This window comes from Clostridium oryzae, from assembly GCF_002029235.1.
Lineage (GTDB): Bacteria > Bacillota > Clostridia > Clostridiales > Clostridiaceae > Clostridium_AE > Clostridium_AE oryzae.
On record NZ_MZGV01000007.1, the window covers coordinates 1 to 16,223 of the forward strand.

The 16,223-nt window shown below is 33.5% G+C and carries 13 protein-coding genes, 1 tRNA gene, 1 other RNA gene and 1 other annotated feature; of the genes, 11 read left to right on the forward strand and 4 right to left on the reverse strand.

What is annotated here, in order from left to right; translation table 11 throughout:
* Nucleotides 1–464: 464 nt before the first annotated feature.
* The 3 genes from aspS to CLORY_RS04660 all read right to left on the reverse strand — a co-directional run bounded on the left by aspS (nucleotide 465) and on the right by CLORY_RS04660 (nucleotide 3,866).
* On the reverse strand, nucleotides 465–1,757 hold the full coding sequence (gene aspS / locus CLORY_RS04650) for an aspartate--tRNA(Asn) ligase (RefSeq protein WP_079422349.1): 1,293 nt from the start codon (nucleotides 1,755–1,757) through the stop codon (nucleotides 465–467).
* 209 nt (nucleotides 1,758–1,966) lie between these two features.
* Nucleotides 1,967–2,185, reverse strand: a binding site (T-box leader).
* A 120-nt stretch (nucleotides 2,186–2,305) separates the two neighbouring features.
* Nucleotides 2,306–3,007 carry a ThuA domain-containing protein gene (locus CLORY_RS04655; protein WP_079422350.1) on the reverse strand — a complete coding sequence of 234 codons (702 nt, stop codon included), beginning with the start codon at nucleotides 3,005–3,007 and terminating at the stop codon, nucleotides 2,306–2,308.
* A 13-nt stretch (nucleotides 3,008–3,020) separates the two neighbouring features.
* Nucleotides 3,021–3,866, reverse strand: coding sequence for a sugar phosphate isomerase/epimerase family protein (locus CLORY_RS04660; protein ID WP_079422351.1), 846 nt, complete (start codon nucleotides 3,864–3,866; stop codon nucleotides 3,021–3,023).
* A gap of 397 nt (nucleotides 3,867–4,263) precedes the next feature.
* Here CLORY_RS04660 and CLORY_RS04665 point away from each other — a divergent pair, with 397 nt between their 5' ends.
* The 8 genes from CLORY_RS04665 (at nucleotide 4,264) to ssrS (ending at nucleotide 11,830) form a co-directional block, all read left to right on the forward strand.
* Nucleotides 4,264–5,496, forward strand: coding sequence for an aminopeptidase (locus CLORY_RS04665; protein ID WP_079422352.1), 1,233 nt, complete (start codon nucleotides 4,264–4,266; stop codon nucleotides 5,494–5,496).
* 22 nt (nucleotides 5,497–5,518) lie between these two features.
* Nucleotides 5,519–6,151: a non-canonical purine NTP pyrophosphatase gene (locus CLORY_RS04670; protein WP_079422353.1), complete on the forward strand. Its 633-nt coding sequence runs from the start codon at nucleotides 5,519–5,521 to the stop codon at nucleotides 6,149–6,151.
* A 13-nt stretch (nucleotides 6,152–6,164) separates the two neighbouring features.
* Nucleotides 6,165–7,034 carry an aldose 1-epimerase family protein gene (locus tag CLORY_RS04675; protein WP_079422354.1) on the forward strand — a complete coding sequence of 290 codons (870 nt, stop codon included), beginning with the start codon at nucleotides 6,165–6,167 and terminating at the stop codon, nucleotides 7,032–7,034.
* Between the two features lie 376 nt (nucleotides 7,035–7,410).
* Complete coding sequence (gene polA, locus CLORY_RS04680) at nucleotides 7,411–10,032, forward strand: DNA polymerase I (protein WP_079422355.1); 2,622 nt, start codon at nucleotides 7,411–7,413, stop codon at nucleotides 10,030–10,032.
* Nucleotides 10,033–10,073: 41 nt separating this feature from the next.
* Nucleotides 10,074–10,667 (forward strand): dephospho-CoA kinase, encoded by a 594-nt coding sequence (coaE, locus tag CLORY_RS04685; protein WP_079422356.1) that lies wholly within the window; start codon nucleotides 10,074–10,076, stop codon nucleotides 10,665–10,667.
* Between the two features lie 18 nt (nucleotides 10,668–10,685).
* Nucleotides 10,686–11,234, forward strand: a complete 549-nt coding sequence (locus CLORY_RS04690) for a lytic transglycosylase domain-containing protein (protein WP_079422357.1) — start codon at nucleotides 10,686–10,688, stop codon at nucleotides 11,232–11,234.
* Between the two features lie 309 nt (nucleotides 11,235–11,543).
* Nucleotides 11,544–11,628: transfer RNA gene (locus tag CLORY_RS04695), tRNA-Leu, on the forward strand.
* An 11-nt stretch (nucleotides 11,629–11,639) separates the two neighbouring features.
* A non-coding RNA gene (gene ssrS / locus CLORY_RS04700) (6S RNA) lies at nucleotides 11,640–11,830 on the forward strand.
* A gap of 100 nt (nucleotides 11,831–11,930) precedes the next feature.
* On the opposite strand, the gene CLORY_RS04705 is transcribed toward ssrS, so the two are convergent.
* On the reverse strand, nucleotides 11,931–12,401 hold the full coding sequence (locus CLORY_RS04705) for a hypothetical protein (protein WP_139375959.1): 471 nt from the start codon (nucleotides 12,399–12,401) through the stop codon (nucleotides 11,931–11,933).
* A 364-nt stretch (nucleotides 12,402–12,765) separates the two neighbouring features.
* On the opposite strand from CLORY_RS04705, the gene CLORY_RS04710 reads away from it, so the two are divergent.
* From CLORY_RS04710 to CLORY_RS04720, 3 genes are all read left to right on the forward strand, one after another.
* Nucleotides 12,766–13,194, forward strand: a complete 429-nt coding sequence (locus CLORY_RS04710) for a transposase (RefSeq protein WP_079422359.1) — start codon at nucleotides 12,766–12,768, stop codon at nucleotides 13,192–13,194.
* A gap of 82 nt (nucleotides 13,195–13,276) precedes the next feature.
* Nucleotides 13,277–14,962 carry a sensor histidine kinase gene (locus CLORY_RS04715; protein ID WP_079422360.1) on the forward strand — a complete coding sequence of 562 codons (1,686 nt, stop codon included), beginning with the start codon at nucleotides 13,277–13,279 and terminating at the stop codon, nucleotides 14,960–14,962.
* A gap of 35 nt (nucleotides 14,963–14,997) precedes the next feature.
* On the forward strand, nucleotides 14,998–16,104 hold the full coding sequence (locus tag CLORY_RS04720; protein ID WP_079422361.1) for a response regulator: 1,107 nt from the start codon (nucleotides 14,998–15,000) through the stop codon (nucleotides 16,102–16,104).
* Nucleotides 16,105–16,223: the final 119 nt, after the last annotated feature.

A 16,223-nucleotide genomic window follows, 5' to 3' on the forward strand; every position in this document is an offset into this window, starting at 1 on the left:
TTTTTCTTCGTAGATTATTAAGTGAGATCTTAATTATAAAGAGAGTTAAAGGCTTCTCTTCAATATGGAAACTGTTATAATTAACTTTCTTTTAATAATCCAACTACTTAAAAGCCTATTAATCGTGACAGGGCTCTACGAAGAAGCAGGTCTTCGAAGCCAAGACCTGTCCTGCTTAGATAGCTTTTTAAGGTTATCTCTATTAAAATGGATATTAGTTTTAGCAATTTCCAAATTAAAAAGAGGTTTTTTATCTTTCTAAAAAATTAGCGATGCACTTTAGTTTTCTTCGAAGAAATTAAAAAATTGTTATTCGATAGAATAACGTTTATCCAATAGCACTTAGTTTATATTTAAAAGATACATTAAATAATTAACAGCTATTTAATTTACAGAACCCGAAGGGCGCAATGACAGGTAGGTCATACCCCCATCGTTGGTTAGTAATATACTTATTTGAAGCGCTAAGGAGTGACTCTTGTTCTGTCGCGCGGAAATAAAGAGCCATATCTTACGTTTCTATATCCCAGCAGTTGGCAGGTGATTCGCTCAAGTCCTATGGCAAGCCCGCCGTGAGGAGGCATACCATACTTAAATACATTCATGTAATCTGAGAAATCTTCCGGATTTAAGCCTTTATTTATCATGCTCTGTTTAAGCATATTGTAATCATTTATCCTTTGACCGCCTGTGGTTATTTCAAGTCCTCTAAAGATAAGGTCAAAGCTCCTTGTAACCGAAGTATCCAGCGGCATAGTGTACATAGGCCTTTTGCTTATGGGATAATGCGTAAGAAATACAAAATCAGAGTCAAATTTGTTTTTAACGTAGTCGCTTATTAGTTTCTCACCTTCTGGGTCCAGATCATTTTCAAGTTCATTTTTTCCATATTCCTGTTTTAAAATATTTATTGCGTCGCTAAGTTTAAGACAAGGTATTTTTCCTTCAATTACAGGAAGCTCTGCTCCTAAAAGTTCAAGCTGTTTACTGTAATTATTTTTTAATTCCAGCAGCATGTATTTCAAAAATTGAGTTTCTAATTCAATAAGTTCAGTTTCATCTTTAATAAAACCCATTTCTAAATCCATACTGACATATTCATTTAAATGACGCACAGTGTTATGCTCTTCGGCTCTATATACATGGGCTACTTCAAATACTCGTTCAAAGCCTGCACCTACCATCATCTGTTTATAAAATTGCGGACTTTGAGTAAGGTAGGCATCTTTTTCGAAATACTTAACTTTAAATAAGGCTGTTCCGCCTTCAGCTCCCTGAGCAACTATTTTTGAAGTAAAAATTTCTGTAAAGCTTCTGCTAGTTAAGAAGCGTCTGAAACTTTCAGAGATTTGTGCTTGTATTTCGAAAATAGCTTTGTTTTTTACATTTCTAAGACTCAATACTCTGTGATTAAGCTCAGTATCGATGTTTATATTCATATCTTCAGTATTTATTTCTATTGGCATATCCTCAGTTACGGCAGATAGTATATTGAGAGAGTCTACTTGAATTTCATAATTTCCTGTAGAATTTGTACTTTCAGATACTTTACCAATTATTTCTAAGATGCTTTCAAGTTTTAAATTCTTTATTTGTTCAAACCTATCTTTGCTTACTACGCATTGAATAAGCCCTGTTCTGTCTCTAAGCTGAATAAAGGCAATTTTGCTGAGCTTTCTTGTTCTATGCAGCCAGCCTTTTATACACACAGTTTCATTATTAAATTTTTCTATTTGATTAATCATAGTTCTATCCATAAAATTACCTCCAGAATTTTAATTTTTGAGGCAAGTATATGTTTCCGGACACATAACCTGCTTCAGTAATGAAAAAATCCCTTGAAAAATTAATTTCAAGGGACGAAAGAATTCGCGGTACCACCCAAGTTAGTCTAAAGATAAATAGGATAATAGGGGTTAAATAACACATCAAAAGTCTGCGCATTTAATAAAAAAATCCCACTCCATACAGGAGTGAGATATATGCCCACGGTACCATCCTTATTAATCGTAAAGACTCGCTTTATTCCAGTTAACGTTGGAAGCCGACCTGACCTAATAACAAAAGCTTTCAGACAGGCATCTCAGGAATGTCCTTCAATAGAAATTTACACTGTCAGGTTCTCAGCTATCCCGACTCTCTGTAATTGAAATTTACTATTTACTCTTTCCATCATAGATATTAATAAATTTATTAAAAAAAGTATAGAGCTTTTAAAATAAAAAGTCAACTGTTTATTTTAACGTGGATAAAAGATTTTAGTCTGCCTTTAATGTTTATAGTGAAGTAAAAAATTGTTTTCATGCTATTTTACTTCGGTGCAGTCATATGGTTTTTCTAAGTGATTCACAGGTTTTGCCCAGCGAACGGCATTAATAATGACCCTTTGTATGTTTGAATCATAATAAATAGGGTATTCCTCATGTCCAGGTTGAAAGTAGAAAATTTTCCCTCTTCCTCTTGACCAGGTGCAGCCGCTTCGAAATACTTCGCCGCTAGCAAACCAGCCGATGAATACGACATCATCTGGTTTAGGAATATCAAAGTATTCCCCATACATTTCTTCGTGTTCCAATGCAAATCCTTCTGCGACACCTTTTGCAATAGGATGTGAGGGAGAGATACATTTAACTAGCTCCCTATCTCCATGTTTCCATCGAAGGCAAAGAGAGGTTCCAAGCAATAGCTGCAACGGTTTACAAAGATGAGCCGAATGCAGTGGAATAAATCCCATTCCTTGCAATACATATTTTTTTACACGTTCTGCAATTTTATCCGGTACTTTATCGTGAGCACAGTGTGCCCACCAGATTAAAACATCTGTATCATTTAGAACTTCTTCTGAAAGTCCACATTCAGGCATATCAAGAGTTGCTGTTCTGACTGAAAAATCTTCTTCTTTTTGCAAAAAACCTTTAATACAGTTATGAATGCCATCAGGATATATTTTATGAATGGCTTCATATTCATTTTCGTGTATAAATTCATTCCATATCGTAATTTTCATAAATAACCTCCTGCTAAAGCGTACGCAGATATAATGCTGACTTCTTAATGCATGATAATTGATCAGCTACGCCGAAATGTTCGATAGCAAAAAATCCATCATATCCTTCCGCAATTTGATCCTTTACTATTTTTTCTATTGGCATATAACCATCGCCTACTGCACAGGCAGCAAGACCTTGATTATGTTTATTGTACTTAGAAACATTCGTCTCCTTACCTCGGTCTTTGCAGTGCATATGTACTACGTATTTTTTTAATTTACTATATGCTTCATAAGCGTCTTCATCGCTAAATGCAAAATTTCCAATATCCATTGTAAATTTCAAACCTTCTGCTTGTTCCATAAACCATCTTAGCTGATTTAATGTGGAAAATGGTGCTGTTACAGCATCAAAATCTTCTAAAGTTATTGAGATGTCTCTTTCTTTCGCATAGGGTATAAGTTTAACAATAGTTCTTTTAATTTTTTGTACATTTTCATTTTGTTCCATGGCCTGAGCTACTTCAGGATAAGATGCATTTGGTATTCGCAAGAGGGCTGCTTGGACTTCCGACACAAAGCCAGGTACTAGTAAAATCTTTTTGGCTCCAACACGTCTTGCTGTATCGATATGTGTTTTACCATAGGAAATATCAATAGATTTTTCAAAGTTATGAAATTCATAAATACAACTGATGCACATATCTGCTTCTTTTATCTCTTGAATTATTCTTTCTTCATCTTTTAATAAGCAGGTTAAGTTTATTTCAATACCGTTAATGCCGCTGTCTTTGGCAGTTTTAAGTACTTGCTGTGTGCTTAAACCCGTTTGTTTTGCTGCTTCAAGTATATGGTCATAAAACACCGATAGTTTCATAGCTACTCCTTTTTACTTATAAAGTTTCTATTTGATATTATGTTTATTTTATTTAAAATCTGTATACATATTATACCATGCGGTGTTTTGCTGGCACAACTTTATATAAATATTAATGTTTTATAGATAATACAAAAATAAACTGCTGTCAGGGCATTTTTATTGTAAATAAATATTCTATAATATATAATTATTACCGAATAAGGCTAAATTAGATATATATAAATAAAGATATATATGAATGAGAAGTATATTAATAATTATTATAGTAATATATATAAGTTCTAATAAAATTCTTACATTGTGACTTCTAAAAGTAGATTTGACCCTAGGATCTTTTAGGAGTCAGAATCTATTAGAACTTTAGAAACTTATATATTAGAAAAGAGGATGAGACATGAACAAAGAATATTTACAGAAATATGCAGAAGTAATCATAAAAGAAGGAATAAACATTCAAGATAATCAGACTCTTGTTATAAATTCTCCTATAGAATGTGCTGAGTTTGCCAGATTAGCAGCAGAAGTTGCGTATAAAAGCGGTGCGCGAGAAGTGGTTATGAATTGGAATGATGAGATTTCTACAAGAATTAAGTATACTGAAGCTAAACATGAGGATATATTTGATGAATTTCCGGAATGGAGCAAGAAATTTTATCAGGAATATATAGACAAGAAAGCAGCATTTTTAAGCATTGATGCGGCAGACCCAGAAATTATGAGAGGGGTAGACGAAAGCAGAATTGTGCGCGGAACAAGAGCAAACAGCATTGGAAAAAAGTATTACAGGGAAAAACTTATGAATGATAAGAATGCGTGGTGTGTTGTTTCTGTCCCGACAAAGAGCTGGGCTAAAAAGGTGTTTCCACATGCAGCAGAAGAGGAAGCTGTAGAGCTTTTATGGAAGGCTATATTCAGCGTTACCAGAATCAATGAGGGAGATGCAGTGGAGGCATGGAATGAGCATAAACATGCAGGTAAAAAGCGCGTAGATATAATGAACAGGTACAATTTTAAATATCTTGTGTATAAAAATTCTGTAGGTACAGATTTAAAGATAGAATTAAATCCAAAGGCTATATGGGCAGGTGTTTCATCTTATAGTGAAGACGGTATAGAATTTATTGCTAACATTCCTACAGAGGAGATATTTACTATGCCATTAAAAACTGGTGTTAATGGAAAGGTAGTTAGTTCAAAGCCTTTAAATTATAATGGAAATCTTATTGATAATTTTTCGATAACATTTAAAGATGGAAGAATAGTAGATTACACAGCAGAGAAGGGATATAGTACATTAAAACACTTAATTGAAACTGATGAGGGCAGTCATTACCTTGGTGAAGTAGCATTAGTTCAGTATGATTCCCCAATATCCAATAGTAAGATATTATTCTATAATACCCTTTTTGATGAAAATGCATCCTGTCACCTTGCTATAGGAAAAGCATATCCTACATGTCTAAAAGGCGGATCTGAAATGAGTGAAGAGCAGCTTGAAAAAGAAGGTGCTAATGATTCGATGACTCATGTAGATTTTATGGTAGGAACAGAGGAGCTTGACATAACTGGAATAACTGTAAATGGTGAAGAGGTGCCGGTATTTAGAAACGGCAATTTTGTTTTCTAATTAGTTTAGGGGAGATGAGGGTTTGAGGCTTTTATATGGAACGACAAATGCTGGAAAACTTGACAGCATGAAAAGACGATTGAGGAATATTGATGTTGAAGTTGTTGGCTTAAATGAACTTAATATAGAGAAAATATCAGTGGAAGAGACGGGAAACAATCCGCTTGAAAATGCTGTGATAAAAGCAAAAGCATATTATGATAAGTATAGGATTCCCTTATTTTCCTGTGATACTGGATTGTATATTGATGGACTTGAGGAGAGCAGGCAGCCAGGGGTTTACGTAAGAAGAGCGGATGGCGGCATTGAATTAGATGATGAGCAAATGCTGGAGTATTATACCAATCTAGCTAAGGAACTTGGCGGCAGTGTTAAAGCGCAATATAGAAATGCGATTTGTTTAATTATGGATGATAATAATATTTTTAAATATGACGGGGAGGATATTGGCTTAGATAAATTTATAATAACGGATAAGCCTTATCCTAAGATGACAAAAGGGTTCCCATTGGATTCCATATCCATTGATATAGCTACAGGTAAATATTTTATTGAAATGGATGATGAAGTTACTGATGAAGAAAGTGGAGAAGACGGCTTTGCAAGATTTATAGGAAGAGCATTACAAATATATAATCAACGTTGTAATAAGTAAGGAGCAATGTAGCATGGTAAGCGTAGAAAATAATATACTTAAAGTTGAAATTGCAGAGAAAGGGGCTGAACTATTAAGTATTAAGTTGAAGAAAGATGGTACTGAGTATCTTTGGACAGCAGATAGTACATACTGGAATAGGCATGCACCAGTACTTTTCCCTATAGTTGGAAGATTAAAAGATAATCATTATACATATGATGGTAAAACCTATGAACTTAATCAGCATGGTTTTGCAAGAGATAATGTATTTGGGGTGGCTGAAGGCGGTAGCAATGCTGTCGAGTTAGAGTTTGGATATAATGAAGAGACGTTAAAGAGATATCCATTTAAATTTAAACTAAAGATAAGGTATGAGCTTGATGGAAATAAAATTAATGTTAGATATACTGTAATCAATGAGGACGATAAGGAAATGTTCTTTTCAATAGGCGGTCATCCTGGCTTTAATTGTCCATTGATGGTTGGAGAAAAAATGGAGGATTATTATCTAGAATTTGAACAGAAAGAAGTGCTGCATACTTACGATTTTAAGGATGGAGTACTGTGCCAAGAACTATATGATTTTAAGAATCCAGAGAGTAAAATAGAGCTTAGCAAAGATGTATTTAAACATGATGCGTTAATTATTGAAAATATAAAGTCAAAAACTATAGCGCTTAAGAGTCATAAAAATAGTAAGTCGGTAACAGTAGAACTTGCAGGCTTCCCTTTTGTAGGACTGTGGTCAAAACTTGAAGGCGCACCTTTTGTGTGCATTGAACCTTGGTACGGTGTATCAGATAATGAAAATTGCAGTGGAAATATTGAGAACAAAAAAGGAATAAATAAACTAGCTCCAGCAGAAAGTTTCAGCTGCAGCTACAGCATAGTGATTAAATAGAAGAGAAAAGCGTAAAGAGTAGAGAGTAGAGAGTAAAGAGTAAAGTGAATGAAGAAATTCTGCTATGCAGAATTTCTGAAAATTTAAATCTGAGTATCAGCAGATAATTTTTAATAACTAAGGCTATACATAGTATTACAAAAGGATTATCAAAATAATTAGGAGTCTCTATACAATCAAAATTCAGCATGGCTGAATTTTAACCTTCACTTTACTCTTTTCTCTTTACTCTTAACTCTCATATCTATTTAATGCACTTTTTCCTAACTATTTCGTCTAGAGCATTTAGTTCGCCTTTTATTTAGATTGTAGACTAAAAATTCAAATAAGGGTAGAATATAAGATATATATTCATATTTTATGGGGAGAATTAAAGATGGAAAAATTATTGATTTTAGATGGAAACAGTCTTATGAATAGAGCTTTTTATGCACTGCCTCCTTTAACTAATTCGGAGGGTTTACATACAAATGCAGTATATGGTTTTGCTAATATGTTAATTAAAATGAGAGAAGAGATAGAGCCTGATTATATAGTTTGTACCTTTGATAGGAAAGCACCAACGTTTAGGCATAAACAGTATGATGACTATAAGGCCGGAAGAAAGAAAATGCCTGATGAACTTGCTGAACAATTTCCAGTTGTAAAGGATATGCTCAAATACTTTGCCATAAATTGTTTTGAAATAGATGGTTTTGAAGCTGATGATCTGATAGGCACATTGGCAGTTTTTGCTGAAAAAAAAGGTATAGAGGTTTATATAGTAACGGGAGATAGAGACGCTCTTCAGCTTGCTACAGATACAACAAAGGTAGTTATTACAAAGAAAGGTATTACTGAAAAAGAGATATATGATAGAAAAAGGATGATAGAAGATTTTGGTGTGACACCAAAAGAATTTATAGACGTAAAAGGACTTATGGGGGATACCTCTGATAATATACCTGGAGTTCCTGGAATAGGTGAGAAGACAGCATTTAAACTTATTTCCCAGTATAAGAGCATAGAAAGTGTAATAGAAAATGTAGAGAATATACCGGGTAAAAAGCTTAAAGAAAACATAAAAGATAATGTGGAAACAGCTATATTCAGTAAAAAACTGGCAACAATAGTTACTGATGTTCCAGTTGAAATAGATATGGAAGACATAAAGTCACAGGAAAATTATAATGCAGAGGAACTTAGAAAACTGTTCTACAGGCTTCAATTTAAGTCGCTGCTGGATAAGCTTCCTGAAGCAGCAGAAACTGCTGAAGCTAAGGAAGAAGTTGCGTTTGAGAATATAGATAACGTAGCTGCTCTTAATAACCTTTCCGAAAAAGTTAAGGCTGCTAAAGGGCTGATTTTCGTGACACCGTATATATCAAACAGTACTGCATATTCAAAAATGAATATAGATCATATTGTTTTTACATTAGAGAAAGATGGCAGCTATGTAGTTGAAGTAAGCAGATTAATTGAACAGGATAAAGCTGCTGCTGCATCATTTTTACGTAATGTGTTTCTGAACAAAGAGCTGAAAAAGGTTGGGTATGATATGAAAAACCTTTATACTGCTCTTAGAAAATTGAATTTAGATATGGAGAGTTTGATTTTTGATGTTAAGATAGCAGCATATCTAATAGACTCATCTAAAGGAGAATATCCATTATCAGAGCTTATTTCAAATTACATTGGAATCGATGCAAGTGATGATGATGTTAAGGATCAAGTGGTAGAAAATTACTATATGAATAAGCTATACGAGATATTAAACAGTAAGCTTACTGAGTTTGAAATGGAAAAGTTGTATTATGATCTTGAGCTTCCTCTTTGCAGGGTACTTGCCAGCATGGAAGAAAAAGGATTTAAGGTCAATGAAAATAAACTTGAAGAATTAAAACAGAAGTTTAGCGATGAAATTGCTACTGCTCAGACTCAGATATATGATTTGGCTGGAGAGGAATTCAATATAAATTCTCCAAAGCAGTTAGGAAAGATACTGTTTGAAAAACTTGATCTTCCTGTGATCAAAAAAACAAAGACTGGATATTCAACAAATGCTGAGGTGTTGGATGCCCTTTATGACAAACATCCTATAATAGAAAAAATATTGTATTACAGGCAGATTACAAAGCTTTATTCAACCTATATCGAAGGACTTAAAAACGTAATCGGAGATGATAGTAAGATACATTCAAACTTTAATCAGACAGTTACTACTACAGGAAGGCTATCAAGTACAGAGCCTAATCTTCAGAATATACCTGTAAAGTATGAGATGGGGAAAGAGATTAGAAAGGTATTCGAACCTGATAACAGTGAATGTGTAATATTATCAGCGGATTACTCGCAGATAGAGCTTAGAGTGCTAGCTCATATTGCTGACGATAAGAATCTTATTGATGCATTCAAAGGACACAAGGATATTCATACAAAGACTGCCTCAGAAGTATTTAAAGTACCAATAGATGAAGTTACGTCAATAATGAGAAGCAGAGCTAAAGCTGTTAATTTTGGTATTGTGTATGGAATAAGCGATTTTAGTCTGGCTAAGGATTTAAAAATTCCTAAAAGTGAAGCTAAGCATTATATGGATGTTTATTTTGAAAGATATCCTAATGTTAAAAAATTCATGGAGGATATAGTAGGGGAAGCTGCTAAGCAGGAATATGTAAAGACACTTTTGAATAGAAGAAGATATATCCCTGAGATTAGAGCGTCGAATAAAATAGTAAAATCATTGGGTGATAGACTTGCAATGAATGCACCTATACAGGGAAGTGCAGCAGATATAATCAAGTTAGCTATGGTTAATGTATTTAATGAAATAGAGAATAGAAAATTAAAATCTTCTCTTATACTGCAAGTTCATGATGAATTAATTTTAAATGTCTATAAGGATGAAGAACAGATTGTAAAAGATATTGTAAAAAAACAGATGGAACAGGTAATAGAGCTTTCGGTACCGCTTGAAGTTGATATAAACACTGGTGATACATGGTATTCTGCTAAATAAAATCAAAAGGAAATCACAAAAAACGGAGGTAATAACACGTTATGTTAAAAGTTGGACTTACAGGGGGAATTGGTTCGGGTAAAAGTAATGCATTATCTATATTTAGAGAAAATGGCATATCAGTAATTGACGCTGATGTAGTCTCAAGAGACGTACTAAAATTATATCCGGAACTAATAAGTAAGTTAAAGGCTTGTTTCGGAGAAGCATTTTTCGATGAAAAAGGGGAACTTAACAGAAGGAAACTTGGTGATTTTATATTTAAATATCCTCATGAAAGAAAGAAGCTTGAAGACATAATGATTCCAGTTATCAAAACGGAAATCAATAAGCGCTTTGGCAAGTACGAAAAGCTTGATGAAAAAATATGTGTGTTAGATGCTCCAACACTTATAGAAAACAAGCTAGATGGTGATATGGACATAAATATATTAGTCTGGGTGGATAAGGAAAATCAGATTAAGAGAGTGATGGAAAGAGATAAAATGGATAAGGAGGCAGCACTGGACAGAATTAATTCTCAGATGAATCTTGATGAAAAGAAAAACTATGTGGATTTTATAGTTGATAGCAGCGGTGATTTTGAGAATACTAAGGCACAGATAGAGAATATAATTAGAATATTATCAATATAAATTACACAGAGGTATAAGATGAGAAAAAAATATTTGATCGGAGCAGTTTTAATATTATGTGCGCTATTTTTGGCTAAATGGGTTGTATTTAACACGTATCCGCTGAAATATGATAAGCTTATCAGCAGATATGCTAAGGAGTATAACATAGACCCCTATCTTGTAGCCGCGGTTATTAAGGCAGAAAGTAATTTTAAGAGCAGGGCAGTTTCCCATAAGAATGCAATAGGACTTATGCAGATAACCGACAGTACTGCAAAGTGGATAGCTCAAAAGATGGGAATGAAGGATTACACTATAGCTTCGCTAAATGAAGAGGAAACAAATATAAAAATGGGCTGCTGGTATTTAAACAACTTGAATGAAGAGTTTCATGATGTGAATCTTGTACTAGCAGCCTACAATGCAGGAAGAGGTAATGTTAATAATTGGCTAAAGGATGAAAAGTATTCTAAGAACGGAGTTACTTTACATAAAATACCCTTTAGAGAGACTCAAAGGTATGTAAGGAAAATAGAAAGAAATTATAAAATCTATAAATTGTTGTACAAGAATAGATTGAAGTAATCAAGAAAATTATAAAGCAAAAAACATTCGTAATTTTGAGAAGTTCGTATTGAATAAATAAAGAAACAGCGCGTAACATAAGTAAATATCACAATTTATTTTTCTATTGACGATTTAATTAATACGTAGTAGAATAAGGTTGTTGATAGAGATAAAGTGTTATATAGATACTAAATATTATACTAAGGTTGCTTGAGTAAGGGGTAGACTTTAGGTATAACGTTTACAACTTTATTAGAAACAACAGCAAATATTGATTTATTTACCACTGGACAGATTTACGGTCTTAGTATATAATAACCAAGTAATGCGAGAGTGGCGGAACTGGCAGACGCGCACGTTTGAGGGGCGTGTGAGTAACATCGTACGGGTTCAAGTCCCGTCTTTCGCACCAAACGATCGAATAAATTTCTGGGATATTCGGGAACCTTTATTTTGAACCTACAGTTCATGCAAGGGAGTTTAATATTTTGATATGGATATGTGCCTTTCAGTGAATCCCTTAGGGTATTTAAGGAGATAGAAGTATCAGTGAGGACACCCACCTATCTGAAGATAGGGCGTCAAAATAGGGCGAGCGGTATTTTGGATATAGTCATAAAAATAATCATCATAAAGATGATACTATAAAACAGAAAAAGCTCCACACGTTGTTTAGGATAAAAACTAAATAAGCGTGTGGAGTTTTTTTAGTCTCTAGTAATTTATGTATTTTGCCAATTGTGGATAACTTTTAATTAATTGCACGTACTGGACGTCATCATCCCTGAGGAACTGTAGGAAACGGACTATTACCCTTTCGTGTGTATGGATGGTTGAGACGGCATAACCGGATTCCTTCAGCGTAGCTGTAAATTCGGCAAGAATAGAATCAAATGGTATCTGAGTATTTAGTGGAGTCGCAAGCGGAAAACGGATATAGATTTTCTCGAACTCTGCATAATAGGCCAGCACGTTCATTACCCTGATAGCGCCGCACTGGTATCTTGTTGGCGGATTCATATCAGCAGAAATTCCATAGCATTCAGACAGGAACTGTTCCATGTCATGTCGGTTAATGTCCGTGCGGATAGTATACCTCAGATATCTGTTCCATACCTCATGATAATGTCGCATGTTATTTTTGGAATAACGGAGCTTTTCCATTTCGGACGCCATGTCTTCCATAAACTGCTGTAGTTTTTGGTTTCATTCATTCTGGTTTACCTCCTGTATTTTTTATACAGGAATAGCAAAACACTAGAATAGACATTATGCAATCCTAAAGATTTATAGAAAGAAATCGTATGGGAAACATGAAGTTTTCAAGGTTCTTAAATATTACTTTCTATAAATTAAATCTGGAGCTGTTGCATTAGCAATTAAAAATTGCTGATGTGAAGCTCCTTTTTCTTGATGATTTATGAGTTTTTTAGGACTATTTATTAACAAAATCAGCTAGAAATATCAAAAACGCCGCACTTTAATAAGCCTTTAAAATCAAGGCTTTTTAATAAACAAAATTTTTTAAAATTCAAAATTAGGGACTCTTATGGTAGACCGTTCCAAGATAAACACATCCGCATTAATTATAGCTGATAGAGGATATGAAGCTTATAACAACATGGCACATATACAGGAACGTGGATGGAAATATCTTATAAGAATAAAAGATCACAAAACTTATTCATCTGGCATTCTACAAGGCCTCGAACTTCCGTCTACAGAAGAGTTTGATGTTGATATAAATTTAAAACTCACAAGAAAGCAAACAAATGAAGTTAAGGAATTGCTAAAGGATAAAAACCACTATCGATTAATATCTCACGGCAAAGCTTTTGACTACCTTCCTGAAAAGAGCAAAAAGAGTGATCATATAAAAGCTGCTGTACAGATTTTCTGTATAGCAGTTTTTGTATTTATAAGCTATAATAATGTGAGTAATATAGGGAAACAGCTTCAACTATTAACTTATACATGACGATAATCGCTTGATGCTGCAATTTTCGAACATGTATAAGTTAAGTTTTCGCAGTGTTTCCCTATACGTTAAAGGAGATACTATGAATGCAGTAAGATTTTTATACTCATTTGTACTTTTTGCATCCTGTATATGCGGAATAGTTCTAATTAGTTATGCCTGTAAAAGAAGGCAAATGCCAGGAGCTAATTATTTTATAGCTAATGCAGTCCTAATGGTATTCTATATGGCAACTTATATGGGAGAGATAAATTCAAATACACTCAAGTTAGCTATGTTTTGGTTCTATTTAGAACATATATCTATTGCAATCTTACCTTATGTATGGATATTGATGGGTCTGGATTACATAAGAGCACCTAAAAAAATTTTAACGGCAGCACGTTACATAATGTTATATCATCCAGTACTTATGCTTGCCGCTTTTTATTCTAATAGTATAAATCATTTGTATATATCTTCCTATGAGTTTGTTTATAACGGTTATTTCCAAGTAATAGTCACACATAAAACCATTATTTATTATGCAGTTAATGTGATTTCAATTTCGATGATAGGAATACTGTGTACATCAATTTATATTTATGGGTATATAAAAGCAGTTAAACCTCTTAGAAGAGGATATATAGTAATGATTATTGCATGTATGTTTCCATGGTTTTCAGTATATTTAACTGCGACAAATGTGAATTACTTAGGCGTTGATTACTTCCCGGTGCTTACAGGTGTTACTGGAATTTTGTACATGTATGGCATATTTCATTACAGAATCTTTAGAGCAGTTCCTATAGCTGTTGAAACCGTGTTTAATCAATCCAAGGAAGCTATTTTAATTATAGATTTAAGTGGATATATCATTGACGCTAATATTGCGTTTAAAAAAATATATTCTGACATTACTGATTATCTGAAGAAAAATAAAATAAATACATTTATAGAGAAACATTTAGAGCTTGCAGGAATAATGGAAGACAAAAATAAATTTGAATATGAATATTATGGAGTAAACTATTCAGCTGAAATTATACCCATACTAGCGGAAGAAAATCTAGAAATTGGCAAAATATTAGTGATAACGGATATAAGTTTATTTGTGGAAAAGCAAAAAAGGCTGGAGCTTATTGCAAATAATGCAATAGATAAAGCGGAAACAAATGAAATATTTTTTCTGCAGGCTCAGATTAAACCACATTTTATAAATAATACGCTCAGTGTGATATCATCGATGATAACCAGAGATCCATATGCAGCGAAAGAGCTTATAGTTAGTCTTAGTGAGTATCTTGCTAATTCATATTCTACTGGAAATAAATCTGTTATGGTAAGTTTGAACGAGGAAATAGAACTTGTTAATACATACATAAGCATTGAGAAAGCACGATTTAGAGAACGGCTTAATTTTCAATTACTTTGCAGTGGCGATTTAAATATGAAAATTCCTAAGCTTATACTTCAGCCTCTCATTGAGAATGCAATTCGGCATGGTATTTTAAGAAAAATGGAGGGCGGAAGCGTGAGTTTAGAAATAACCTCAAAAGCAGATAAGACATGCTTTAAAATTGAAGATGACGGCGTTGGTATAGAAGATAGCAGAATACTCAATTTGCTAAGCGGAAATGATGCTAAGCAGGGAGTTGGCATATATAACGTACATAAAAGGTTAGTTAGATATTATGGTGAAGGTTTAAGCCTTATCAGTAGTGTTGGACAAGGAACGATAGTTACATTTTCAATTCCTAATGAATATATGCAAAAGCAAGATATATAGATATTTACTTTCTATAGTATCGAAGGAGTATTTAGATGATTAGAGCAATAGTTGTTGAAGATGAATGGTACAATCTTCAGGAAATAAGTGAATTAATTAAAGATACAGGCTGTATAGCTGTAGAGGGAAAGTATTTAAACCCCTTAGACGCGCTGGAAGAATCGGATGATATTTCTCCACAGCTTGCTTTTATTGATGTGGATATGCCGGAGATGGATGGCATTACTCTTGCAGAAAAACTTATGGAGAAGAATCCTAAAATAAATATCGTATTTATCACCGCTTATGATCAGTATGCGGTTAAGGCTTTTGATGTAAATGCGCTTGATTATATTATGAAACCAATAAATATAAAACGTTTTAATGTTATGATTGAAAAGGTAAAAAACAAAATAAATTTTATTGAGCATAATGGGACAAGCACATTAACTATAAAATGTTTTGATGATTTATTAGTTAATATAGATGGAACGCCCGTGAAGTGGGGGAGAAGCAAAGCAGAAGAACTCTTTGCTTTATTGCTGATGAATCTGGATAGCTATGTTCATAAAGATGTGATAATTGAGTATTTATGGCCGAAGTATGAGAAACACAGAGCTTTACCAATATTGCAGACTACAGTATATAAGACAAGAAAAATATTTGCAGAATTAAAGGATAAGGTATCGCTGGATTACAGTGGAAACAAATATTGTTTGATTATAAGGAATGCTCAGTGTGATTATATAGAATTCAATAAAGCTTTAGCTAATTATACTTCAGAAGATGAAACAACATATGGAGCGGTGGAAGAGGCAGCTAATATATTTGGTGACGTTTTTTTAAGCAAACAGGGATATATATGGAGTTTTGAGAAAAATGAGAAATTGAAAAAAGAACTTGCAAGCATATTAGATGAAATAAGTGAAGTTTATTTTTCAGAAGGCCAATATGATAGTTCAATAAAGATATTGAAATCACTTGTGAAAATAGTACCATATTATGAAAAAGCAAGTTATAGGATGATTAAAAGTATGGAGAGATTAAACAAACATACTGATATAAAAAACTACTATAAGTGGCTTGAAAAAATCTTAAGGAGCGAGTATGATATGTGCCCAGCAAAGCGCATCTCAGATTTGGTACGAAGTTTGGATAGTTGAGTTAGAAACCCTATATCTGTAGAATATAAAAGTGAAAAAATAAGAAAAGTTGTAGCTGATTGCTGCAACTTTTTTTGCTCTAAAGAAAACTATATATTTTGCAAACATTTAACCTAGAG

Excerpts from the sequence above, each read along its gene's own strand:
- CLORY_RS04660 (WP_079422351.1), bottom strand. The coding sequence starts at position 3,866 with ATGAAACTATCGGTGTTTTATGACCATATACTTGAAGCAGCAAAACAA.
- CLORY_RS04675 (WP_079422354.1), top strand. The coding sequence starts at position 6,165 with ATGGTAAGCGTAGAAAATAATATACTTAAAGTTGAAATTGCAGAGAAA.
- CLORY_RS04715 (WP_079422360.1), top strand. The coding sequence starts at position 13,277 with ATGAATGCAGTAAGATTTTTATACTCATTTGTACTTTTTGCATCCTGT.
- CLORY_RS04710 (WP_079422359.1), top strand. The coding sequence starts at position 12,766 with ATGGTAGACCGTTCCAAGATAAACACATCCGCATTAATTATAGCTGAT.
- CLORY_RS04705 (WP_139375959.1), bottom strand. The coding sequence starts at position 12,401 with ATGGAAGACATGGCGTCCGAAATGGAAAAGCTCCGTTATTCCAAAAAT.
- polA (WP_079422355.1), top strand. The coding sequence starts at position 7,411 with ATGGAAAAATTATTGATTTTAGATGGAAACAGTCTTATGAATAGAGCT.
- CLORY_RS04665 (WP_079422352.1), top strand. The coding sequence starts at position 4,264 with ATGAACAAAGAATATTTACAGAAATATGCAGAAGTAATCATAAAAGAA.
- coaE (WP_079422356.1), top strand. The coding sequence starts at position 10,074 with ATGTTAAAAGTTGGACTTACAGGGGGAATTGGTTCGGGTAAAAGTAAT.
- CLORY_RS04720 (WP_079422361.1), top strand. The coding sequence starts at position 14,998 with ATGATTAGAGCAATAGTTGTTGAAGATGAATGGTACAATCTTCAGGAA.
- CLORY_RS04655 (WP_079422350.1), bottom strand. The coding sequence starts at position 3,007 with ATGAAAATTACGATATGGAATGAATTTATACACGAAAATGAATATGAA.
- CLORY_RS04690 (WP_079422357.1), top strand. The coding sequence starts at position 10,686 with ATGAGAAAAAAATATTTGATCGGAGCAGTTTTAATATTATGTGCGCTA.
- aspS (WP_079422349.1), bottom strand. The coding sequence starts at position 1,757 with ATGGATAGAACTATGATTAATCAAATAGAAAAATTTAATAATGAAACT.